This is a genomic window from Cruoricaptor ignavus (genome assembly GCF_014961145.1).
Taxonomy (GTDB): Bacteria; Bacteroidota; Bacteroidia; order Flavobacteriales; family Weeksellaceae; genus Cruoricaptor; species Cruoricaptor ignavus.
In genome coordinates this window covers 197011-223225 of record NZ_CP063145.1, presented here as the reverse complement: position 1 = coordinate 223225, position 26215 = coordinate 197011, and the positions used below count along the sequence as shown (strand labels likewise).

14 protein-coding genes and 1 pseudogene are annotated in these 26215 nt (G+C 37.6%); 13 read left to right on the top strand and 2 right to left on the bottom strand.

Translation table 11 applies throughout. The features are described from left to right. The 13 genes and pseudogenes from IMZ16_RS01005 (at position 1) to IMZ16_RS00945 (ending at position 21864) form a co-directional block, all read left to right on the top strand. Complete coding sequence (locus IMZ16_RS01005; RefSeq protein WP_193440129.1) at positions 1–1263, top strand: restriction endonuclease subunit S; 1263 nt, start codon at positions 1–3, stop codon at positions 1261–1263. Between the two features lie 24 nt (positions 1264–1287). After that, the gene (locus IMZ16_RS01000; protein WP_193440128.1) at positions 1288–2061 is read left to right on the top strand and encodes a DUF1883 domain-containing protein; all 774 of its coding nucleotides are present in this window, start codon (positions 1288–1290) and stop codon (positions 2059–2061) included. 1 nt (position 2062) lies between these two features. Next, complete coding sequence (locus tag IMZ16_RS00995) at positions 2063–2830, top strand: adenylate/guanylate cyclase domain-containing protein (protein WP_193440127.1); 768 nt, start codon at positions 2063–2065, stop codon at positions 2828–2830. Between the two features lie 4 nt (positions 2831–2834). Then, positions 2835–3827, top strand: coding sequence for an adenylate/guanylate cyclase domain-containing protein (locus IMZ16_RS00990; RefSeq protein ID WP_193440126.1), 993 nt, complete (start codon positions 2835–2837; stop codon positions 3825–3827). A gap of 15 nt (positions 3828–3842) precedes the next feature. Continuing rightward, positions 3843–4412, top strand: a complete 570-nt coding sequence (locus IMZ16_RS00985; RefSeq protein WP_193440125.1) for a Pycsar system effector family protein — start codon at positions 3843–3845, stop codon at positions 4410–4412. Positions 4413–4461: 49 nt separating this feature from the next. Continuing rightward, positions 4462–6123, top strand: coding sequence for an ATP-binding protein (locus IMZ16_RS00980; protein WP_193440124.1), 1662 nt, complete (start codon positions 4462–4464; stop codon positions 6121–6123). 201 nt (positions 6124–6324) lie between these two features. Further along, a complete protein-coding gene (locus IMZ16_RS00975; protein WP_193440123.1) occupies positions 6325–9552 on the top strand; it encodes a type I restriction endonuclease subunit R in 3228 nt (1075 codons plus the stop codon). 14 nt (positions 9553–9566) lie between these two features. Next, entirely contained in the window at positions 9567–10262 is a 696-nt protein-coding gene (locus IMZ16_RS00970) for a M48 family metallopeptidase (protein WP_193440122.1), read from the top strand. A gap of 36 nt (positions 10263–10298) precedes the next feature. Continuing rightward, a complete protein-coding gene (locus IMZ16_RS00965; protein WP_193440121.1) occupies positions 10299–11507 on the top strand; it encodes a metallophosphoesterase family protein in 1209 nt (402 codons plus the stop codon). 2 nt (positions 11508–11509) lie between these two features. Next, positions 11510–14551, top strand: coding sequence for an SbcC/MukB-like Walker B domain-containing protein (locus IMZ16_RS00960; RefSeq protein WP_193440120.1), 3042 nt, complete (start codon positions 11510–11512; stop codon positions 14549–14551). Positions 14552–14635: 84 nt separating this feature from the next. Beyond that, positions 14636–20440 (top strand): DUF3320 domain-containing protein, encoded by a 5805-nt coding sequence (locus IMZ16_RS00955; RefSeq protein ID WP_193440119.1) that lies wholly within the window; start codon positions 14636–14638, stop codon positions 20438–20440. 294 nt (positions 20441–20734) lie between these two features. Then, positions 20735–20923 (top strand): annotated as a pseudogene (locus tag IMZ16_RS00950) (transposase); the annotation flags it as partial. Next, positions 20863–21864 carry an IS3 family transposase gene (locus IMZ16_RS00945; protein ID WP_317173240.1) on the top strand — a complete coding sequence of 334 codons (1002 nt, stop codon included), beginning with the start codon at positions 20863–20865 and terminating at the stop codon, positions 21862–21864. The pseudogene IMZ16_RS00950 and the gene IMZ16_RS00945, both read left to right, overlap by 61 nt. Positions 21865–22134: 270 nt before the next feature. Here IMZ16_RS00945 and IMZ16_RS00940 read toward each other — a convergent pair whose 3' ends face one another. Together IMZ16_RS00940 and gyrA are read right to left on the bottom strand one after the other, a co-directional pair. Further along, a complete protein-coding gene (locus tag IMZ16_RS00940) occupies positions 22135–23505 on the bottom strand; it encodes a tetratricopeptide repeat protein (protein ID WP_193440118.1) in 1371 nt (456 codons plus the stop codon). A gap of 18 nt (positions 23506–23523) precedes the next feature. Continuing rightward, positions 23524–26181: a DNA gyrase subunit A gene (gyrA, locus tag IMZ16_RS00935; RefSeq protein WP_193440117.1), complete on the bottom strand. Its 2658-nt coding sequence runs from the start codon at positions 26179–26181 to the stop codon at positions 23524–23526. Positions 26182–26215 lie beyond the last annotated feature (34 nt).

The window sequence follows — 26215 nt, the reverse complement described above, 5'->3', positions numbered from 1 at the left end:
ATGGAAGTACCACAAGGCTACAAACAAACTTCCATCGGGATCATTCCCGAAGATTGGGAGGAGATGGAATTGGGAAAAATTGGCAAATTTTTCAAAGGTAGAGGTGTTCCAAAAGATAAAATTGTTAAAGAAGGTTTTAAATGTCTTACTTATGGCGATTTATATACAAAATATGACATTTTAATAAAAGATGTAAAATCACATATTACTCAGGAAACTGCAGAAATTAGCCAACAAATTGAATTTGGGGATATTTGTATTGCGGGTTCTGGTGAAACTATTGAAGATATTGGTAAATGTGCAACATTTGTAGCAGACGAAATTGGTTATGCTGGGGGTGATATTATCGTTTTTCGTTCAGATAATAACGCTGTAACATTATCATATATTCTCAATTCAGATACAGCAAAAAGACAAAAATATAAATTTGGACAAGGTCATTCTGTTGTTCATATTTATAGTTCACAATTGGAAAAATTAAAAATCCCACTTCCCCCACTTCCCGAGCAGCAAAAAATCGCTGAAATTCTTTCCACTTGGGACAAGGCCATAGAAACCTGCCAAAAAACCATTGAAGTACTTAAACAAAGAAATAAAGGGCTTGCACAGCAGTTGCTTTCAGGGAAAACAAAAGTGAAAGGTTTTGAGAAGACGGAATGGAAGGCGGTGAAATTGGGTGAAATTGGTAAAATAACTTCTAATGGTGTTGACAAGAAAATTATTGAAGGTGAAATACCTGTTAGGTTATTAAATTATTTGGATGTTTACAGAAGAAATTATCTATTCTCTAATGAAATATCACACACAGTTACTACTACACAGCAAAAAGTACTGACTTGTGATGTGAAAAAAGGTGATGTCTTTTTTACACCTTCTTCGGAAGTCCGAAACGATATTGCTGTCTCAGCGGTTGCAATGGAAGATTTTGAAAACACTGTTTACAGTTACCACGTTGTTCGTTTAAGATTCAATCAGGAAATGGACTTACAGTTTAAGGCCCATATTTTTAAAACTGATTTATTCTTTCGTCAGGCTCAAAGAATTTGCGAAGGCAGTGGAACAAGATATGTGGTTTCACAAGAATATTTTAGAAATATTTCCATTTCAATTCCTGAATTGGAAGAACAAAAACAAATTGGAAATATTTTATGTAATGCTGATAAAGAAATCAAACACTACGAAGAAAAGCTGGCCAACCTGAAACTTCAGAAAAAAGGTCTGATGCAGCAGTTGCTTACTGGGAAAGTGAGAGTGAGAATTTAAACAAAAACATAAAAAATACTAAGGATGAAATATTTAGTTTGGGACTTAAAACAGCAGCCGCGAGGAGCCAGAGTGCAGGTTGCGTTAAAAGGAAACGCTGCTAATGTCCGTCTTATGGACAGTTCAAATTACAGCAATTATAAGTCTGGAAGGAACCATAAATATGTTGGAGGATTGGTAAAAAAGTCACCCGTTACATTAGGTGTTCCGAGTTCCGGTCATTGGTATGTAGTTGTGGATATGCAGGGATTAGGCGGTTCTACAAATGCAAGCGTAAAAGTTTTGCCTTCTGCTTTGCCGGAATATAGAGATGCGCCGTTGGCATCAGTTCCATCTTTAGTTCAAGGAAAAGAAAAAATGCCATTTGATGAAAGTGATGATGTAAGAGATCACGATGTTTTTATTTCACACGCTTCCGAAGATAAAGACGATGTTGTTCGTCCTTTAGCCATAGCATTAAAGGAAAAAGGGCTTTCAGTTTGGTATGACGAATTTGAGTTGAAAATTGGCGACAGTTTAAGACGCAAAATCGATAAAGGTCTAGCAACAAGCAAATTCGGAATTGTAGTTTTGTCCAGAAATTTTATTAAAAAAGGATGGACCAACTACGAATTGGATGGCATTATGACGAGGGTTGTTGACGGTGGCCAGGTTTTACTTCCGATTTGGCACGATATCACAAAGAAGGAAGTGGTTGATTACTCGCCTTCACTTGCCGATAAATTGGCTAGAAATACTGCAAATTATACGGTGGAAGAGATTGCCGAAGAAATTGCAGAACTAATTAAAGAAAACTAATATGCCGAATTTACTACAGATTAAAGCACTTCGGGACAAGTATGATTCCAAAAGTATTATTAGAAAAAGTGATATCAGGTTACTATCAGAGAATTTCAATAGGTCGAGAACTGAAATAAAAAGTTTATTTATTAGAAATGGTGCTGAGCAGGACTTGGTAAAATATTTTGAAGATCAAAAATCAGCAGAGGTTGTTTTGTTGTTTATAGATATAACTAATTTTTCTGCAAGATGTTCCGCCTACACTAATGAAAAATTATCTGAATATCTGGACATATATTACGATACTGTAATTTCGACAATTTATCATCACGGTGGTGAAATTGAAAAAATTATTGGAGACGGTATTATATGTGTTTTTGGTGAACCATTTTTAAATGATAACCCTTCAACTTTATTCCAAAAGGCTGATGCTTGTGCAAAAGATATTATTATTGAACTAAAGGAATCGGATATGGAAGTAAAGATTGCTTTGCACCACGGAAATGTAATGTATTACAAAAATAAATCTGAAAATTACCCAGAATATACGATGATTGGTAAACCCATTACGGAGCTTTTTCGGCTTGAGAGTATTGCTGAAAATAATTCCATTAATTTTTATAATGTTTCACCTTATCAAAATATGGAATGTAGTCAGGATGGTGTTTTTAAATATTCAAGAAAAAACATTCATTCGTATTGGAGAAAATCAGATTCAAAAAAGGTTGATTTAAAAGGTGTTGAATGGAGATTTGTAAGAAACTTTTACTGCTCATATAAAACTTGATAAAATGGCAATAAAAGATTTTATACAAGAAATAGATGCAGATGTTCTTGATGTATTAAGAACAGACTTTGAATATGTTTCCACCAAATATGTTCCAAACCGTAGTGATACAGGGTTGTCTTTTGAAAGAGGAATAACCAAAAAAGGAAAAATACTGGAAACCTGTGTACTATACGTTGACGTAAGAAATTCCGTCGGTTTAACGCAAACTCATTCAGCTGAAATTATGGGTAAAGTTTATACCGCTTTTGCAAAAGCGATTATAAAAGCAGCAAAGCGTCATTCCGGCCATATTCGCAACATTATTGGAGATCGGGTAATGATTATTTTCCCAGCTGAAAATTGCTTTACTAATGCGGTGGACTGCGCAATATCAATTAATCATATTGCAAATAAAGTTATTAATGCAAGATTTACTGGTGTAGATTTTAAATGTGGTATTGGCATTGATTACGGCCAAATGAAAGTTATAAAAGTTGGTGTTCATAGACAAGGTAATGAAGCAGTTGAAAACCGCAGTTTAATATGGACGGGTAATCCTGCGAACATTGCGTCAAGATTAACCGATGTTGCTAACAAAACTATTGCAGAGGACATATTTCGGGTAACGAGAAACAAGATTAATCCCCGCGCTATAAAGCCTCTATTTGAATTTCCAACATTTATGGGAATGGCTTCCAATTATGATCCTAATGCTCCATTATATTTGGATGCAATTGAAACTGTTGATTTAACAACGGAAGAATTTGCAAATAGTATTAGGTCGTTTTCAGAGGGTAATTTGCATATGACGGGAGGTAATTTCATTAAATTTGAGAAGAGGAACCGAACTAAAATTTTCTTTCCGATTTTAATGACTAATTCAGTTTACGAGGGTTTAAAAAATGCTAACCCAACAAGAAAAGATATCAGAGAAAATTATTGGATACAAGAAACAGACTCAATAAAAAATGTTACTCAAAAAGTTTTTGGCGGGAATGTCACTTGGGGTGTTTAATAAAAGAAAAATATTATGAATGAATTAAAATATGAAAATCAATTAAGAAACATTTTTGCAAATGTTAATGAGTGGTTGAAATTTGCGGAAGCAAAAAATTTCGGTCTGCTTACATTAAGTGCCGCCTTTATTTTTGGCCTTACACAGATTGATTTTCCCGAATATTCAAAAGTTGCGTATGCAACAAATTGTGTCTTCATACCTTTTGCAGTTTTCTCAATTGTGATTTGTCTAATTTCTCTCTTCCCTATTCTTACTAAAATTAAAAAAAGAGAATGGGCAAAATCGTGGATTAACAGATTTAGCAATTTCATAGATAAAGAAGACAAATTTGAAAACATTCATTTCTATGGATATTTGCGAGATATTGACAAAGAAGAGTTTGAAAGGGAATTTTTACGTAAGACAAATTCATCTGAGATATTTACTGAATACGAAAGAGAATTAGTGTCACAGATAATTTATAATTCTGGCATTGCTTGGTTAAAATATCAGTTGTTCAAGATTGCAACATTTATTTTTGGCTTGGGTCTGATATTGTCTGTCTTATTTTATGTGATTTTATGTATTTGCTCTAGATTTTAAAATTGCTGTTGCGACGCTGTATTAAGAAATATCTAAAAATTTGAAAATTATGACACCAAAACAACTACTTGATATATTATGCAGCCTTCGCAGTCTTTCTGCGGAAAATGAAGTGGTAGAGTTCAAAGAAGCCAAAAACACCTACGATTTTACCAAACTGGGGAAATATTTTTCGGCATTAAGCAACGAAGCCAATCTTTGCGGCAAACCCAATGCCTGGCTTATTTTCGGTGTGGAAGATAAAAAACACACCATTGTCGGTTCGCAGTTCCGCCCGAATAGAAAAGACTTGGACAGTCTGAAAGGCGAATTGGCCAATAAAACCACCAACCGCATTTCTTTTATAGAAATTTACGAACTTCAGGAACCGGAAGGTCGTGTGGTAATGTTCAAAATTCCTGCTGCACCCAAAGGAATTCCGGTAAGTTTTGACGGTCATTATTATGCAAGAGATGGTGAAGAACTGGTGCCTCTTAATTTGGAGAAAATTGAAAGAATCCGTGCACAGGCAACCACAGAAGACTGGAGCGCTACAATAGTTCCCGATGCTGCTTTTGAAGATTTGGACCAGGACGCTATTGATCTGGCAAGAAAAAACTATAAAAGTAAATTCCCGGAGAAAGCAGCAGAAGTGGACACTTGGGATGACGTCAAATTCCTGAACAAGGCCAAGGTTACCATTAAGGGTAAAATTACAAGAACGGCACTCATTCTTTTAGGCAAAGACGAATCCGAACACTTTCTGAATCCTGCCGAAGTAAAAATCCGCTGGAAGTTGGTAGATGAAAACAATAACGATATTGATTATGAGATTTTCAGTTTACCGCTCATTCTTTCTGTAGAAAAGGTTTTTGCGAAGATTAGAAATATCAAATACCGCTATATGAAGGAAGGAACGATCTTTCCGGATGAAGTGGCAAAATACGAACCTTTCTCAATTCGTGAAGCCATAAACAACTGTATTGCGCACCAGGATTACACCAAAGGAGCCAGAATTAATGTGATAGAAATGGAAGATCAGTTGGTGTTTACCAATCACGGCACTTTCATTCCCGGAAGTGTGGAAAAAGTAGTAATTGAGGATGCACCGGAAGAATTCTACCGAAATAAATTTTTGGCTACAGCAATGTTCAACCTGAAAATGGTGGATACGGCCGGCGGCGGAATAAAGAAAATTTTCAACTTCCAGCGTGCAAGATATTTCCCGATGCCCGATTATGATCTATCGGAAGAGAAAGTAAAAATGTCCATTTCCGGAAAAATTCTGGATATGGATTATGCGCGTTTATTGGCACAGAACAAAGACCTGTCCCTGGAAGAAATTATGATGCTGGATAAAGTGCAGAAAAAAAATCCTTTAACCGCCTTCGAAGAAAAACACCTGAAAAGCAAAAAATTGATAGAAGGCAGAAAACCGAACTATTTTATCGGTCTGAAGGTAGCGCAAAATACCGGTCAGAAAGCAGAATATTCTAAGAATAAAGGGTTTGATAAGAAGTATTATTTGGATTTAATTGTGAAATCAATAAAGGAGCACAAGGAACTGACAAGGAGAGATGTGGATGCATTGTTGTGGAACAAATTACCAGAATGGATGGAGGAACGACAGAAGAAGAATAAGATTGGGAACTTGTTGTCTGAGCTGAGGATTAAAGAAATTATTGAAAACAAAGGAACTTTTGGTAATCCGAAATGGTCTCTTAAAAAGTAAATTTTAAGAGAGATCTTAAGAGAGATTTCAAGAGAGTTTAAGAGAGAATTTATTAGAGGAAGTAATGTAACGTTTTGTTTTACAAGGGATTATTGCTCTACTAAATTATAAATATATTAATTGAAATGTGCTAGAGTTTTGTTAGACTTCTCTTAGAGCAATTGTTAAACGACAAAATAGTAAATAGATAAAATAATAAAGATGTCCACACCGTCATACATTGAAGATCATATTAGCCAGATTCCCGCTTTGCAGTTGCTTATGAAAATGGGATATACTTACCTGTCGCCGGATGAAGCAATGGTTTTGCGTAGCGAAAGAACCGGCAATGTATTGCTGGAACCTATTCTGCGTGATCAGTTGCAAAAAATCAACAGTATTGAGTATAAGGAAAAGACTTTTGAATTTTCAGATGCCAATATATCTTTAGCTATAAACGAATTAAGGGATTTGCCTGTTCAGGATGGATATATCAGTGCCAATGAAGCATTTTATGATTTAATCACATTAGGGAAAAGTTTGGAGCAAAATATTTTGGGCGACAAAAAAAGCTTTTCCTTTAAGTATATTGACTGGAAGAACCCCGAAAATAATGCCTACCACATTACCGAAGAATATTCCGTGTTGCGTTCCGGCAGAAATGACCATTATCGTCCGGATATTGTCCTGTTTGTGAATGGTATTCCAATGTTGGTGATTGAATGTAAATCACCTGCAATTAAAAAACCTTTGGAAGAGGCAGTTTCCCAGCATATTCGCAATCAGCAGGAAGACGGTATTCGCGATTTATACCTTTATTCCAATGTGCTGATGTCATTGGCGGTAAACGAAGCAAGTTACGCAACTACAGGAAGTTCCAAAGAATTCTGGAATGTCTGGAAAGAAATTTTCCGAACAAAAGATCAGGGTGTGGCTTATGCTGATGCTTTGAAGTTACTTAAGGACAGTCCACTTCCTGAAGACGAAAGAACACAAATTTTTAAACAAAGATATTTCAGCGTTCTGCAACACTTTAACAACCTAGAGCAGGAAGATATTTTGGTAACGGAACAGGACAAGTTATTGTTCAGTTTATGTCAGAAAAACCGTCTTTTAGACCTTATTTTTAATTTCATTGTGTATGATGACGGTATTAAGAAAATCAGCCGCTACCAACAATTTTTCGCTATTAAAGAAACTTTGAAAAAAATCAGTGTACAGGACGCTTCCGGAAAAAGGACGGGCGGTGTAATATGGCACACTCAAGGAAGCGGAAAATCACTGACAATGGTAATGTTGGCACAGTTGATAGCGTCTTTAAAATCAGTAAAAAATCACAAAATTATTTTGGTTACAGACCGTATTGATTTGGATGATCAGATTACCAAAACATTCCAAAAATGCCAGGTTCCGGTGGAAAATGCTCAAACAGGAAAACATTTGGTAGAATTAATAAAAGATCCTTCTGATGCGGTCATTACGACGATTATCAACAAGTTTGAAGCGGCAGTTCGCCAGCAGAAGGAGGGATTTCCATCTTCTGAAATTTTCGTACTGATAGACGAAGGTCACAGAAGTCAGTATGGAGCTTTCAATGTAAAAATGCAAAAGACATTTCCGAATGCCTGCTTTATTGCCTTTACCGGAACACCTTTAATGAAAAAGGAGAAAAGCACTGCAAGTAAATTTGGTGGAATTATCGGCGATCCGTACACCATAATGGATGCGGTAGAAGATAAGGCGGTTGTTCCGATTCTGTACGAAGGCCGTCATAATCTGATCGAAGTCAACGAAAAACCACTGGACACTTTTTTTGATAAAGTTTCCGAACCTTTAACGCCTTACGGTAAGGCAAAATTGAAAAAGAAATACAGCACCACAAGCCAGTTGAATAAGGCTGATCAGGTAATTTATGCTCGTGCCTGGGATATTTCGGACCATTTTGTTTCTAATTTTCAGAATACAGGTTTTAAAGGGATGTTGGTTGCACCCAATAAGACCAGCGCAATAAGATACCGAGAATACTTAAAGGAAATAGGAAAAGTTTCCTGCGAAGTTTTGATTTCTCCTGATGATACACGAGAAGGAAATGATGACGCCTACGAGGAAAAGGAAGAGGTGGTAAAAAGGTTCTACAAATCTATGATGGATAAATATGGAACATCTCAGAAATATGAAAAAGCCATAATTAATTCATTTAAAAAGAAAGAAACTCCGGAAATCATTATTGTAGTGGATAAATTGTTGACGGGTTTTGATGCACCAGTGGCTCAGGTTCTGTATCTAACCAGAGGTCTAAAAGAGCACACTCTATTACAGGCAATTGCAAGAGTAAATCGTGTGGCTCCCGGAAAAGATTATGGCTATATCATTGATTATTTTGGCAATCTTGAAAACCTGGACAGTGCTTTAAATACCTACAGTGGTTTGGAAGGGTTTGATGAAGAAGAACTGGAGGGGACACTGATCAATATTCAGAAAGAAATTGCAAAACTTCCTCAGGCACATTCCGACCTATGGGATTTATTTAAGACCATTAAAAACAAATATGATGTAGAAGACTATTCTACATTATTGGGTGATGAAAGCATTCGCCACAGTTTTTATGAAAAGTTGTCCTTCTTTGTTCGTTTGTTCAAAATGGCGATGTCCACAGTGGAATTCAACGATGCATCTAATGAAAAACTGATAGACCGTTACAAAAAAGACGCTCATTTCTTCTTGAAATTAAGAGTTGATGTTACCAGAAGATATTATGATGATATCGACTATAGAGAATACGAACCACAGGTGCAGAAACTTATTGACAAGCATATAACAACGGAAGGCGATGTTTTGAAAATCACCCAGTTGGTTAATATTTTTGATAAAGAAGAGCGCGAAACGGAAGTTGAGAAAATTACAGGTAAAGCCGCAAAAGCAGACCATATTGCTTCCCGGACGATTAGTGCCATAAATGTCAAAATGAATGATGATTCTGTGTTCTATAAAAAACTCTCCGAACTTATTAAGCAGGCAATTGAAGATTACCGTCAGCACCGTATTGACGAAGCAGAATATCTGAATAAAGTAAAAGACTATGAAAATCAGTTTTTAACCGGCAAACAGTTAGGGATTCCTGAGGTTCTGGAACATAAGCCTGTAGCAACCGCGTATTATAATGTGTTGGATGTGGTTGCTAAAGAAGTTTTTGAAAATTTGGAAAATCATAAGGATGTTGAAGCAGATTTGGCAGTAGAACTTGAAGCAGAAATTAAAGAAGTTATATACGAGGATGATGCACTAATCGTAGACTGGCAGACCAATACCGAACTGGAGAATGAATTAAAAATCAAATTGGATGATTTTCTTTTCGAATCCCAACAAAGGTACGATCTTTCAATTCCTTTTGATAAGATGGATGAAATCATAGAAGAAGTAATCAAAATCGCTAAAAACAGATACAAATAAAGGAAATGCAGGTGATGACGGTGGATTATGGTAAAATTGAAATAAACTTTAATCTGGAGTTTGCTGATAGAAAAACTTTGGGTATAAAGGTGTATCCTGATGCGTCAGTAAAAGTTATTGCTCCTTTGGAAACGAAAAAAGAAGAAGTTGTTGAAAAAGTCAAGTCAAAGGCAAAATGGATACTGAAACAGCAGAAAAAATATGAAAGTTTTCAGCCGGGCATTCCAGCAAGAATCTATAAAAATGGTGAAACACACTTATACCTTGGAAGGCAATATCTTTTAAAAATTGAAAAAGCAGATGTAGTTGCTGTAAAACTTTATCGTGGAAAAATGATGGTGTACACCCCGAAAACGAGTTCAGAAACTGTTGAAAAAATAGTTAAAAACTGGTATCGTGAGAAAGCCATATCTTTATTTGACATCGTCTTAGAAAATAAACTGCCGTTATTCAGTAAATATGAAATAATCAAACCGGAAATTGTAGTAAGGTGGATGGAAAAGCGTTGGGGAAGTTGCACCAGGAACGGAAAAATAACTCTTAATCCGGAAATGATTAAAGCACCAAAAGCCTGTATTGAATATGTGATGGTACACGAATTATGCCATTTGGTGCATCACAATCACACTCGTAATTTTTACGATTTGCAATCTAAAATATTGCCTGATTGGGAGAGATGGAAAGAGAGATTGGAGATGATTTTGGCTTGATTTCAAAAAAACACTTTAAAAAACTAAAATTAAAAAATGAAAATTCTTCACACCGCCGATTGGCATCTCGGAAAAAAATTAGACCGGTTTTCCCGAATTGAGGAACAGATCGACTTAATGAATGAAATCGTGGAAATTGCCGAATCGGAAAATGTGGATTTGGTGCTGATTGCAGGAGACCTTTTCGATACTTTTCATCCACCGACAGAAGCAGTAGATTTGTTCTATAAAACATTGAAACGCCTTTCCAAAAACGGAAAGCGTCCTGTAATCGCCATTGCGGGAAATCACGATTCTCCGTCCTTGATTGACGCACCGGATCCTTTGGCAAGGGAGTGTGGAATTATCTTGATTGGGCAGCCTAAAGCAGTTGTCGCTCCTTTGATTTTGGAAGATTTCAGAATTTCGAAATCCGATGAAGGTTTTCTGGAACTGGAACTCGAAGAGCATGACTTTCCAATCAGAATTATTCATACCGCATTTGCCAACGAAGTGAGATTGAAAGAATATTTTGGCGAGAATAAAGAAGATGAACTGAATCTGTCTTTGAAAAACAGTTGGAAAAAGACCGCAGAAAAATACTGTGATGAAAATGGTGTGAATATACTTATGACACATCTCTATATGAACAAGCGAGGTGCTGTTCTTTTGGAAGAACCCGAAGGTGAAAAACCAATCAAAATAGGAAATGCAGATTTGATTTTCTCGGATGCAATTCCGCCGCAAATTCAGTATGTTGCTTTGGGACATCTTCACGGTCATCAAAATATAGGAACGGAAAATTGTCCTGTCATATACTCGTCATCGCCTTTGGCATACAGTTTTAGCGAATGTGGACAACAAAAAGTAGTCACTATTATAGAAGCATTTCCCAATGAAAAAGTGAGTTTTAAAAACATGGAACTCAAAAATGGAAAGCGATTGTTTCGCAAAACTTTTTCTGTAATTCATGAAGCTGAACAATGGTTGCGCGAAAATCCAAATTGCTTGGTTGAACTTACAATGGAAAGCGATACTTATTTGAAAGCAGACGATAATAAACGCATTTTTCAGGCGCATAACGGTATCGTTCATTTAATTCCTAAGGTTAAGACACAAAGTATGTCGCAAAATTCTGCATCGAAATCTATTGATGTCACTGCGGATATCATGGAACTTTTTTCCGATTATTTCAAATCAAAAAATGCAGGACAGGAACCGAACGAAGAAATCATAGAACTGTTCAAGGAAATCCAAAAAAACTAATTATGATTCCATTAAAATTAACCATGGAAGGTCTGTATTCTTATCAGGAAAAGCAGACTATCGATTTCACATCACTCACAGATGCAGGTCTTTTCGGTGTTTTTGGCTCTGTTGGCTCTGGAAAATCGTCGATTTTAGAAGCGATTACTTTTGCACTTTATGGCGAAACCGAACGCATGAACAAAAGAGATAATAGAGCCTACAATATGATGAACCTGAAATCATCGAAATCTTTTATTGAATTTGATTTCATCAATTTTGAAAACAGAATTTTTAGAATTATCAGAGATTTTAGAAGAAACAGCAAAAAATTTGACGATGTAAAAACCCAAACCCCCACTTTTTATGAAAAAATAGATGGTAATTTCATTCCTTTGGCTCATACCGACGCTGCCAGAATCATCAATTTAAGTTATACGAATTTCAAAAGAACCATCATTATTCCGCAAGGTCAGTTTAAAGAATTTATAGAATTGGGCGCAACGGACCGAACCAAAATGATGAAGGAAATTTATCCCGAACTCGAAAAATTCGACCTCTATCACAAAGCAAGTAAATTAAACGATGAGAACAAATCTGCTCTTGATGTATTGATGGGAACATTGGCAGGTTTTGAAGGAATTAGTCAGGAAAATATTAATCTTTTAGAAGAAGATTTAGGTAAAGAAAAAGACAGTCTGAAAACTTTGCGCGATGTTTTTACACCCATTTCAGAGCATTTTAATAAACTTAAAACTTTGAAAGACGATTTTAATAATCTTGAAACAAAGCAAAACGAATTGGATGTTAAGAACGAAGAAAAAATTGCAATCGATGAACTCGCAAAAGAAACTGCCGAATATGAAAAAATCCACCAAATATTTTTTCAAAAGTTTGAAGACAGAAAGCGGACTGAAAAAGAATATGATGGAAAAAATGCTTTGCTGACTTCGGAAACGGAAAATTTGGGGAATTTAAACAAAGAACTGGAAAAAATAACCAAGAAAATTGATGAATTAAAAGAAGATTTCGAAAACCTTCCCACGAAAAGAAAAGAAGAAATTGATTTGCAGAAAATCATCGAAATTAAAAGATTGGAAAAAGAGGAAAGTGATTTAGAGTCCGACAAAAAAGCAAAACTGGAAAATCAACCTGATTTACTTAAAAAGAAAGTAGATTTAGAAAAAAACATTGAAAAAACAGAAAGCGAAATCAATGAATTAAACAAAAATATTCTGGATGCCGAACTTTTGCTGGTGATAAACAACTGGTTCAGCGCACGAAAGAACTTTCAGGATGATTTGATTAAACTTAAAAACGATGGAAAATCGCGCAAAGATGAAATTCTTCGGCTTAACAGAGAACTCGAAATTCTTGGAATTGATCCCAAAAAAGTGGAAATAAATTTCGATTTGGAAAAAGATAAACTAAAGGAACGTCGGGAAACGATGAATCTTCGCAAATCAAATTTTGATTTGCGAACTCAACTTTCAAAATACGCTGAGCACTTGCACAATGGCGAAGCGTGTCCACTTTGCGGATCCGATGAACACCCGAAAATTATCGAAATAGAAGATTTAACGGCAGAAAAAGCATCTTTGAAAAGGGATTTTGAAAATCTGGAAAATGATGAAACAAAATTGGCAGATTTGGAAAAGAAAGTGGACAAGATTTTTCATGACCGCAGGTTTTATCAGGAGCAGTTCAATATTGCCAAAGAAAAATATGGCGAAACGGAAAAGGAACTGAATAAACATAAAGAAACCTTTATATGGAAACAGTTTGATGCTGAAAACGAAGACAATTTTATGGCTGCGAGAGATTTATCAAACAATAATCAAAAGGAAATTTCAACCCGACAAAAAGCAATCAAAAAAAACAGAGAAGACCTGAAAGATACAGACATAAAACTTCAGGAAATTACCGATGCTATTAAAGATATTGACATTAAAATTGGTCGAATTCAAGGACAGATTGCACAAAATAGTTCTCAAATTCAACTTCTTAAACTTCAAGACTTCAAAGAAAAAACTTTGGTGGAAGTCCAAGATTTATTCAATCAAAATCTTGCTAAAAACAATCAATTAGAAAAAGATTTGCTCGAACTTGAAAACTCCAAAAAGGAAATTCTACCCAAAATAACGGCTTCCGAAACAAGGAAAAACACTTTGGAAGATGATGTAAAAAGATTGGATGGAGAGAAAACATCAGTTCAAGATCAAATTTTGCAATTAATAAGTGATCATCAAATTGAAAGTGAAGAATTTATTTCAAGTGTTTTGGCCGAAGGAATAGATGTAATTGCCAATAACGAAACAATAAAAAATTTCAATATCGCATATGGTATTTTGAAGTCATCTATCGCTGAGTTAGAGAAGAAGTTGAAAGATTTGTCATTCAGCGAAGAAGAGTTTTCCGCATCAGAAACGAAATTCAACGAAGCAAGTAAAAATGTAGATGAGGCAAATAGAGTAGTCATTCAAAAAGAAGCCGAATTGAGCCGTCAAAAAGGCGAGTTGCAAAAAATGAAAGAACATCTGGATAAAAAAGAGGCGCTGGAAAAACGGGCATTAAACTTATCCAAAATGATTAATCTCTTCAAAGGTTCTGGATTTGTAGAATATGTTTCTTCCATTTACCTCGGCAATTTGTGCGACAACGCCAATGAACGCTTTCACAAAATGACGAGAAATCAACTCAGTTTGCGTGTCAACGAAAGCAACGATTTCGAAATTATAGATTACTTAAACGACGGTAAATCGCGCAGTGTAAAAACTTTGTCGGGAGGGCAATCTTTTCAGGTTTCGCTTTCGCTTGCCTTGGCTTTGGCTGAAAGTGTGCAGAGTCATGCAAAAGCCGACCGAAATTTCTTTTTTATAGACGAAGGTTTCGGAACCCAAGATCAGGAATCTGTGAATATTGTTTTCGAGACATTAATGAACTTACAGAAAGAAAATCGAATTGTCGGCATCATTTCTCATGTGGAAGAACTGAAGGAAAAAATTCCTGTTTCGCTTTCCATTACCAAAGATGCAGAACGAGGAAGTTTGATTGAAATGGTTTAAGTAATTTCGTATTCCAGCTCTTCAATAACTTTCTCATTCCGCAAAAAAACACTAACTTCAAAAACTAATTTTTCCCGCAAAACTATGACTCAAATTAGTATTAGGAAAGAGGTTTTTCCCTTTCTCAACATTTCTCTTTATCTCAATCAAATCAAGCCGATTCGCTCGATTTTTGTCCTAAATTCATCAGATGAGCCCAAGGAAAACTTGGAATTGAATATCACTTCGGATCTTCCTGTAATGGAGCGGTTCTGTTTTAAGGTAAATGAAATTCCTGCCAATTCAGAAGTGAAAATTCCGTTGGAGCAACTTAAGATAAACAGAGATTTTTTTAATACCATTTCCGAAACGGAAACAGCGATTATAAAAATAGAAATTGTCCAAAATGAAGAAATAATTTTCTCTGAAAACTGGAATTTAGATGTTCATCCTATTGAGTATTTTGGAGGTTTTGAAATTTTGCCGGAACTGATAGCATCTTATATCACGCCAAACCATCCTTATGTTTATAAAATAAAAAGAAAAGCCATAGAAATTCTTGAAAAAGAAGGTTTGTCGACAGCTTTTGAAGGATATCAAAGCAACGATCCGGAGCGAGTATTGCAAATAGTTTCGGCAATTTATACTGCGGTTCAAAATGAGCAAATTGTCTATAGTTCACTACCTCCAGGTTATGAAATCACGGGGCAAAGATTACGGTTGCTCAATACTTTGCAAAACGAAAAATTTGGAAACTGCATCGATTTAAGTTTACTTTTTGCTGCGTGTTTGGAGGCGGTTGATTTAAATCCGATTGTCATAATCGTTCGTGGACATGCTTTTGTAGGTTGTTGGCTGAATGACGACCGGTTTTCGGAAACAATAAACGATGATAAATCTGCAATTACAAAAAGAATTTCGAAAGGAATTCGAGAAATTGCCGCTTGGGAAGCAACGAGTATTTGCAAAGGAAATAATATTGTATTTGGAGAAGCGTTGAATTTGGGGGAATCTCAGTTGGTTGAGAAGGAAGATTTTCTTGTTTCGATTGATTTGAAAAGGGCTAGAACTTTCCGGATTCGACCTTTGCCACTGGTTGCGGAATCTAACAGGATTGAGATTGATGAAGAAAAAATTGAACAGTTGGAGGCAGAACGCATGCAAACCGATTTTGAAATTGGAAAAATTTATGCGGATGAGTTGCAGAGTGGTACGGTAGTAACGACCAAGCAGAAAATTTGGGAGCGAAAACTTCTTGATTTATCCCTACGGAACAATTTGCTCAATCTTCGGATAACAAGAAATATGCTGCAATTGGTTGATATTAATATCAACGATTTGGAGGATGTATTGTGGGAGGGAAAAACATTCACAATTCAGCCTAATCCTAAAGCAGAAATATTAAGAAAATACAATCTTTTTACACAACCATTACATCAGTCGTCGCCTCTTTATCAGATGGCAAATGAAGATTTGAAATACTTCAAACTACATACACATTATCACCGTCAGGATTTAGAAAGTATTTTGTCTTATATACACAAGAATGCGAAACAGGCCATTGATGAAAACGGTTCCAGTACACTTTATCTCGCTGTTGGTTTATTGAAATGGTATGACCGAAAAACACCAACACAGCCAAGATTTGCTCCTATTCTCCTGATGCCGGTTGAGATAAGCCGTAGATCCGTAAACAGTAATTTTACTTTAAGAAGCAGGGAAGAAGAAACGATGATCAACATTACCTTGCTTGAATTTCTTCGGCAAGAGTACGAACTCAACATACAATCGCTGGAAAACTTGCCTTATGATGAAAAAGGTGTTGATGTAGCAAAAGTTATGGGGATTTTACGCCGAGCAATTATGCAGATGGAAGGTTGGGATGTTGAAGAGCAGGTGGTTTTAGGGAATTTTTCCTTTAGCAAACTTATTTTATGGAAAGACATTGTGTCCAATCAGGAAAAGTTGTTGAAAAGCGATATAGTGAAGAGTCTTGTGGACGGAAAACTTGCGTTTACGCCTAAGTTAGAAAATGAGGATCAGGAATACGACGATATTCCAGCAGAAAGCATCACGCTACCAATTCCAACAGATGTATCGCAAATGGAAGCGGTACTTTCTGCACAAAAAGGAAATACATTTATCTTGCACGGTCCTCCTGGAACAGGAAAATCGCAGACGATTACCAATATCATTGCAGATGCATTGCACCGTGGAAAGCGAGTTCTGTTCGTTGCTGCCAAAAAAGCAGCATTGGATGTAGTACACCGTAGACTGGAACAAATTGGGCTTGGAAATTTTACATTAGAATTACACTCCAACAAAGCAAAAAAATCAGACATTCTTGCGCAGTTAGAACGGTCTCTTCAAGCGCAACGAACTTTGCCCGATACTCAATTTTCCAGAGAATCTATGCGACTTGATGTCGCTAAAAAAGATTTGAATGGCTATGTTTCAGTTTTACATCAAAAGCAAAAAATTGGCTGGTCTTTGTATGAAAGTATCGTGAATATTGAACTTTTTGATGGTCAGAATCTTTCAAAAGATGCAGTGCCTGAAGATGTCCTAAAAAATGTAGATGAAGAAAAATGGCTACAGTGGAAAGATTGGTTGCATCAGTATCATTCGTTGATAAATATACTAATTCATCCTAACGAAAATCCGCTGCGAAATCTGGACATTAAGGAGTATTCTTATGATTTAACAGAGAAAATTGCAGCAAAGTCTACTTCACTTTCTCAGATACTTTCCAAATTGCAAACAGCAACAGAATCTGCAGTTTTTAGTAGTTATTACCCTGCATCGGTTTTAGAAAAAGAAAACTGGACAAATTTTGTGAAACTTATTGCTGAGGTTGAAGTTGCTGAAGATGTTCCGTTGGAATTGCTCCAGTTCCTTTCCAAAAAAGAAAATGCAGATGTTTTTGATGAATGGAAAAGCGTATTTGAAGACTATCAGAAATCATTAAATTCAGTTCTAAACAATTACCAACGAAATGTTTTAGACCAAAATATCTTCGAGTGGGAAATGCTATGGAAAAAAGCAGAACAAACTTGGTTTCTTCCAAAATGGCTACAAAAAAACAAACTCAAGAAAACGATTTCACTTTATCGAAAAAATCCTGTAAAAGATAATAGAGAAGTGTTAAATCTTTTTAGGGACTATCATCAATATTCAGAAAATATTCGTTTGGTGCAGCAAGATAGATTTTCTATTGTGAAATCAACTTTGAAAAACTTGTATAAAGATGAGCAAACTGATATAAGATTAATTAGTAGAATAAGCCATCAGTCTTCAAAAATCATCCAACTCTGCAATACTTGGGGAGTGGAAATGATTCATCAATGGTGCAAATTTCTTTCGGAAAATCAAATTGCAAACTTGTCCGAACTGAAAGATAAAAACCGTGAAATTTATCTTTCATTTAAACAGTCGGTTGTTGAATATCAAAATGAAGCAAGGAATTTATATGAAATTTCGAAAATCAATTTTGTAGAAAGTGAAAACTGGATTAAAGGAGTTCAACAGCAATTAAATGAAATTAATCTCCATTTGCCCAATCTTAAAGATTGGATTTTATATGTGCAGTTGGTGGAAAAAGGTAATGAACTTCAATTGAATTGGTTTACAGATGCTTACCTTCAAAATAAATTTACCAAAAGAAATTGTTTGGATTATTTTCATTATACAGTAAATCGTTCTGTTGCCAAAGAGGTTATTTCTGCACACGAGTCTTTGAATTTATTCAATGCATCACTGTTTAATTCGAAAATAGAGCAATACAAAAAAATAGCCACTAATTATCGGGTGCTTACATTAAACGATTTGAAAGCAGACCTTTCCGCAAGATTGCCCAATCCCACTTTAGAAGCGATACAAAGTTCGGAAATTGGAATATTGCAGCGGAATATCAAAAACCGAGGAAGAGGAACCAGCATCAGAAAACTGTTTGATCAGATTCCGACATTGCTGCCAAGACTTGTACCCTGTATGTTGATGAGCCCGATTTCGGTTGCACAATATTTTGATGTAAATCACGAGTTATTTGATTTGCTCATTTTTGATGAAGCATCACAGTTGCCAACATTTGAGGCGGTAAGTTCGTTAGCCAGAGCCAAACAGGCAATTATTGTGGGAGATCCAAAGCAAATGCCGCCAACTTCTTTCTTCAGTACGATAAAAATTGATGAAGAAAATATAGATATTGAGGATATGGAAAGCATTCTTGATGATGCGCTGTCGCTATCCATTCCGTCCAAATATTTATTGAGACATTACCGCAGTAAGCACGAAAGTTTGATTGCCTTTAGTAATTCCAATTATTACGAAAATAAACTATTAACTTTCCCTTCACACGATGATTTAGATAAACAAGTGAAATTCCACGAGATTTCTGGATTTTACGATAAAGGCAAAACCAGAACCAACCGTTTTGAGGCAGATGCAATCGTGAAATTTGTCGAAGCACATCACTCCAATCCAGAAAATAGAAAAAGAAGTATCGGAATCGTAACATTTAGCCAAACCCAGCAAAACCTTATTGAAGAAAAATTGCTAGAGGTTTATTCAAAAAATACGGAATTGGAACGATGGGCAACCGAATCTGAAGAACCACTTTTTGTGAAAAACCTTGAAAATGTACAAGGTGATGAACGGGATTTTATCCTTTTTTCCATCGGTTACGGTGCCGATGAAAATGGAAAAGTAAGTATGAATTTTGGTCCGTTAAACAGAAATGGAGGTTGGCGCAGGCTGAATGTTGCGGTTACACGCTCGCGTTATGAAATGCACGTTTTTTCTACTTTGAAATCCGAACAAATTGATTTGGCAAGAACATCTGCAGAAGGTGTTGCCGGCTTAAAGGCTTTCCTGAATTTTGCTGAAAAAGGACATTTACCAATAAATGCTGATGAACAGAGTGTCTCAAATAGAAAATCATTGGCAAACAGTATTGCGACAAAACTCAATGACATTGGTTTAGAAGCAAAGACTAATATTGGAACTTCCGACTTTAAGGTGGATATTGGAATTGTAAACCCCAAAAATCCCGCACAATATATACTTGCAATTTTAATAGACGGATATTATTATCTTGAAGCGAAAACCAGCAACGACAGGGAAATGGTAATGCCATCCGTATTGTCTGCATTGGGTTGGAAAATCCATAGGATTTGGACAATGGATTGGTACGAAAACAGTGATAGGATTTTGAACGAAATCAAAGAAAAAGTCCAGTCGATTTCAGAAGACAATTTTAAGGAGGAAGAAATAATCCCATCTGATATTGAACATTTCGAAGTTGAAGAAGCCGCAGTTCAAAATACTTCTCATGGTGCAGAAGAGGTTCACGCAAACAAAAAACAAGAGTATGTCGCAACGGTTTTAGATCTTGTTCCCAATGCAAATAGTGAGACCATTTACGATTTTGGAAACAGAAACTTACTTCGCTCACAGATTAACCAAATTGTAAATACGGAATCCCCGATTAGTAAAAATTTACTTTACAGAAGATTATTAAATGTGTGGAATACAAGCAGAGTAGGAGCAAAATTGGACAGACATTTACAAGAAATTATTGATGAAACTAATATCAAAAAAAGTACTCATCATCAAGATTTTTATTGGATAGATAATTCCGATTTTTACTGCACATTTTACCGAAATAATGATATTGAAAAGCGGTCAGTAGAAGACATTGCACCCGAAGAGGTTTTAGTAGCATTAGAAGAAGTATTAATCAATAATTTGAGTATTGAAAAAACCGATTTAATGCGATATCTCACTCGAACATTTGGCTACTCTAAAATGGGTATGCAGATTGAAACCTTGATGGATAATGCAATCAAATTTGCCGTAGAAAAAAAAGTGGCAGAGATAGATGGAAGTAGGGTGAAGATTGCGAGTAATTAACAAAGGAGTTGTGAAATTAATTTTTTTATTTTGACGAGGATTGCATATTTATGATTAGAGCAATTAAAACAACCAAAATGTTCAATAATTTCTCCCGTTTAATGTCAATGAACATCCATTTTTATTGAACAAAACCCTGTTTTTTGATAAAATGAATAAATTTTATTATTTTTGGTCGTAAACGGATGATGTATAGTGTGTTACTTCACAAATTGCAAAATTTTTATAATGTACCCCTAAACTCAGACCACGAGTTAAGTTTAAAAAAAAGAATTAATTTTAACTCGTAAAAAGATGAAAAAACAAAGACGAAAATTTACTCCAAGCTTCAAGGCACAGGTTGCCCTCGAAGCACTGAAAGAAAGGCAAACGTTGGCAGAATTAGCCTCCCGGTTCGAAGTCCATCCCCAGCAAATCCAAAACTGGAAGAAGGAATTTTTAAGCAAGTCCGAGCAGGTTTTTGCTTTAGAAAAGAAAAAAGAACACTCCGCCGGGAAAGAGGAAAAGCTCTATCAGAAAATCGGGCAGCTGCAGATAGAAATCGATTTTCTAAAAAAAAACTTAGGGATGCTCGAGGAATAAAGGAAAGACAGGAAATGATAGACAGGAAGCACCGGCTGAGCATCCGCAAACAGTGCGATTTACTATGCATCAACAGGAGTAATTTGTATTATAGTCCGCAAAGAGAACGCGATGCAAATTTAATATTGATGACGGAAATCGATAAAATCCACCTGAAATATCCCAGTTTTGGCATCCGAAGGATCACCCGGGAACTCAAGGAAATGGGCTTTAGCGTGAACCGGAAGAGGGTTCGCCGCCTGATGCAGGTGATGGGCATCGCCACCATTTACCCTAAAAGAAATTTGAGTAAATTGGGCAAGACAAGCTATATTCGACCGTATCTTTTGAGGGGTTTAAAAATAGAAAGACCCAACCAGGTTTGGCAGATAGACATCAGCTACATCCCGATGAAAAGGGGCTTTATGTACCTTACGGCGATTATCGATGTGTATAGCCGCTATATTGTGGGCTGGCAACTTTCCAACACTTTGGAGATGGAAACCCAGACTTCGGCGATGAATGAGGCGATAAAGAAATATGGCAAGCCTGAAATCGTTAACTCCGACCAAGGGAGCCAGTATACTTCATCAAACTGGCTAGATTGCATGGAAGGACATGGCATAAAAATCAGCATGGACGGAAAAGGTAGAGCTACGGACAATATTTATATTGAACGCTTTTTTAGAACGATAAAATATGATTACATTTACTTGTATGCAATAGAATCAGCATGGGAATTGAGAGATGGTATTAGAGATTTTATTGATGAATATAACCAAAGAAGACACCAAGGAATTAATCATCAAAAACCAAAAGATTTGTTTATTTTTGAACCAACCAACAAACTTAAATCTGCTTAACCGTGGTCGAAATTTGGGGGACAGGATATTTTGACCGATTTTTATCAATCTTATTTGTACCATAAAAATTGTAACTACTTGACTACTATACATGTTCATTTTCGAGGAGGTCAAGTAGGGAAAGTAACAAACGAGTACTAAAAATTACCAAATCGCTGTAAATAAAGCATTTACAGCGATTTTTAATTATTAAGCTCTATCTAAAGGATAATTTAATTACAAAAAAAACCGCAGGATTTTCTGCGGCTTTAATGTTTTTAATTGGTGGGACTACTTCTTTAGCGCTGCCTCTTTTTTCTTAAATTCTTCAAACTTCGCCTCATTCCGCGTTGATTGATACAGGCCTTTTAGTGTAGTTACAACATCCAGGTTGTCCGGCTCCAGCTGATACCATTTCTCCGCATAAGGAATTGCCTTTCTAAAGTTTTCCCGTCTTTGGTCTAAAACCTTATTCGCCGCGTCAGTTTTACCGGCTTTCTTAAGCGCGTTGTAATTATTTACTGCTTTCTCGTCATCGCCCATTGCAAGAAAAGTCATACTCTGCAGAGCGGGAAGATAGTTCGGATTAATCTGCAACGCCTTCTGGAAAGACTGCTCAGCATCGTTTTTCATCGCCGGATCGTTGCTTTGCATCACGCCAAGATTGTACCATTTTTCAGGATCGTTCGGATCCGCCTGAAGCTGCGTTTTTAGGCTTTGAATAAACTCGTTGGATCTGCCGCTCTTGTAATAGGAAAGCCCCTGTAGATTCAGCAGAACACTGTCATTCGGGAACTTTTGTAGCCCTGCATCGGCAAGCTTTGCAGCTTCATCAAAGCGCTGTGCATCGTAAAGATTTTTCACATTAGCCTGATAAAGTTCTTTCTGGATGTTTGGAGTTTTTTCAACTTTAAATTCTGTATAATCACTCTTGTCGGCAAGTTTTTTCTGTAGCTCAAAATTCGTCTTATCAAAGCTCTCTACCTTCCCAGATTTTTTATTCTTTGCAGTATAAATTGTGTTTTCTCCTGTATATCCAGACGCGATGAGGTCGTCGTAGATCTCTATGGCTGCATTATTGTTCCCCGCCGCGTTGTAAGAAACTGCTGCATTCATCAGATAAGTTTTATCATCGGAGCCCGCCGCTTTTAGCAAGTAGTAGGTTTCCTTAAATTTATCTCCTGCTACAGCATAGCTTTTATTGTTGTAAGCATCCACTGCAGCCTGGTTGGATTTGTTGAGCGCATCGTTTATTAGCGGTGCTACATTCATTTTCGGCTCGTAGGTTTCTTCTTTCAGCCCGGAAATTCCGGCTCTGTCCGCAGCATCTTTTCCCACAAAATACACCCTATCCTTCCCGGATTTCCCGGCGTATATTTTGTTCGTTCTCAAATCGTTGATTTTTGAAAGGTACTTTGCACCTTCTGCTGTTTTACCTTCATTCATCAGCGCGGAGCCCTTTGCGTAGTAGTACTGCTCCTGTACAGCCGGTTCTAGCATATAGATCCTGTCCCCCATTAATCCTTCAGCAGCGGAGATCTGCGCGCGGGCACCAGCAAAATCTTTGCTGTCCACACTTTTGGCAGCTGCCTGAATCTCTTTCTTTTGTCCGAAAGCCGTTGTTGCAGCCAGAACTGCGAGGCTTAAAAATGTTTTTTTCATTGTTTAATATTTTGGTTGTTAATTTTCTTCGTCGCTATCCTGTTCATTTTCAAGGCGTTTCAGTTCCTCCTCCTCCTCTTTTTCCGCCTTGCGAAGTTCTCTTTCGGTGCCTATGTTCGTCATCGAATTATCCCCAGTCATAGGCAAATCCGAAAATTCCGGGTGGGAAGAATCCACATTGCTGATGCCGTCCGCATTTGTTTCCTCCGCATCTTCTTCCACTTCCTTATCCATTTCCACTTTGGCAATTGCTGCAATTTCATCGTCACCCTTCAGGTTGATGAGCCTCACGCCCTGGGTGTTTCTGCCCATCACGCGAAGTTCTTCCACGCCCATCCTTATTGCCACGCCAGATTTGTTGATAATCATCAGCCCATCATCATCCATCACATTTTGGATAGCGATAAGGTCGCCGGTTTTATCGGTAATATTCAGCGTGATGACGCCCTTTCCACCACGGTTCGTAATGCGGTAGTCTTCCACCGCAGTTCGCTTGCCGTAGCCTTTTTCCGAAACCACAAGAACGGTTTCATTTTCAACATCTTTCACAACAATCATACCAACCACAGCATCATCATCTTCCAACGAAATTCCGCGAACACCGATGGAACCTCGGCCAACTTCTCGCACCTTTTCCTCAGGGAAGCGGATGCATTTTCCTTTCCTGGTGGCTATCATTATTTCGGATTCTCCGTTGGTAAGCCTTGCGCCAAGCAGTTCATCGCCCTCACGGATTTCAATCGCGTTAATTCCGTTCGTTCTCGGTCTGGAATAGGCTTCCAGCGAAGTTTTCTTGATGGTGCCGTTCTTCGTAATCATCACCACATTCATTTGGTTCACATATTCTGAATTGGTGAGATCGTCCGTCCTTATATAGGCCTTGATTTTATCGCCAGCCTCAATGTTGATAAGGTTCTGAATGGCCCGCCCCTTCGATGTTTTCGAGCCTTCAGGAATTTCGAAAACCCTCAGCCAGTAGCATTTTCCTTTCTCTGTGAAGAACAGCATATACTGGTGGTTCGTCGCGGAAACGATGTATTCCAGGAAATCTTCGTCCCGCGTTGTTGCGGCGCGGTTTCCTACGCCACCTCTGCTCTGGATTTTGTATTCCGAAAGCGATGTGCGCTTGATGTAGCCTGCGTGAGAAATCGTGAGCACCACGGTTTCATTCGGGATGAAATCCTCGATGGACATATCTCCGCCGGAAAAATCAATATCCGTTCTTCTTTCGTCGCCATACTTCTCCTTGATTTCCAGAAGTTCATCCTTGATGATTTGGTAGCGCCTTGCTTCGCTGCTCAGGATGTCCTCCAGATCTTTGATGAGCGCCATAATCTCCTCATATTCCGCCCGGATTTTATCAAGTTCCATTCCGGTTAATCTTGCCAGGCGAAGATCCAGAATGGCCTGAGCCTGAATGTCGGAAAGTTCAAACTCCGCCATCAGGCCTTCCTTCGCTTCCTGCGGCGTTGCGGAATGGCGTATGATGTGGATGGCCCTATCCAATGTATCCTGCGTGGCTATTACCCGCATAAATCCTTCGAGGATGTGGGCTCTTTCTTTGGCCTTTTTCAGTTCAAATTCCGTCCTTCTCGTCACAACTTCGTGGCGGTGTTCCACGAAGTGATGGATAATGTCCTTCAGGTTCAGCTGCTGTGGCCTGCCTTTTACCAGGGCAATATTATTCACGCTGAAGGAAGTTTGCAGCGCGGTGTATTTGAAGAGAAGATTCAGCACAACATTTGGGATGGCATCGTGCTTCAGTTCGTACACGATTCTAAGGCCCATCCTGTCCGATTCATCACGGATTTCGTGAATGCCCGGGATTTTTTCCTCCTTCACCAAATTGGAAGTGCGCTCAATCATTTCTGCCTTGTTCACCTGGTAAGGCACTTCGGTAACGATGATGGCATTTCTGCCGTGCACTTCCTCGAAGTTTACTTTGGCGCGCAGCACAATTCTTCCGCGCCCTGTGTGGAAGGCATCCCTCACACCATCGTAACCGTAGATGATTCCGCCGGTTGGGAAATCCGGTGCGATGATGTGCTTCATCAAATCATCGATGGAAATTTCGCGATCATCGATGTATGCGCAAATGGCATCTATGGATTCCGAAAGGTTGTGCGGCGCCATATTGGTAGCCATACCTACCGCAATTCCTGAAGTTCCGTTCACAAGAAGGTTCGGGATTTTTGTGGGAAGAACACTAGGCTCCGTAAGGGAATCGTCAAAATTATTCTGGAAATCCACCGTTTCCTTATCCAGATCGGCAAGGATTTCATCGGAAATCTTCTTGAGCCTTGCCTCGGTGTAGCGCATTGCAGCTGGCGGATCGCCGTCCATCGAGCCAAAGTTACCCTGGCCGTCAACTTGCGGATAACGAAGGCTCCACGGCTGGGCCATACGCACCATAGCATCATAGACAGAAGAATCTCCGTGAGGATGGTACTTACCGAGCACATCGCCCACGATTCTCGCCGATTTCAGATATTTCCTGTTGGAAAATACGCCAAGGCCATACATGCCGTACAAAACGCGGCGATGCACCGGTTTCAGGCCGTCCCTCACATCGGGAAGTGCCCGAGATACAATGACCGACATTGAATAATCAATGTAGGACGATTTCATTTCATCTACAATGCTGATGGGTATCAGCCTTTCTCCTTCTTTCTGCATAAATCCTGTAAATAAGTGAGAGTCAGCACTTTAT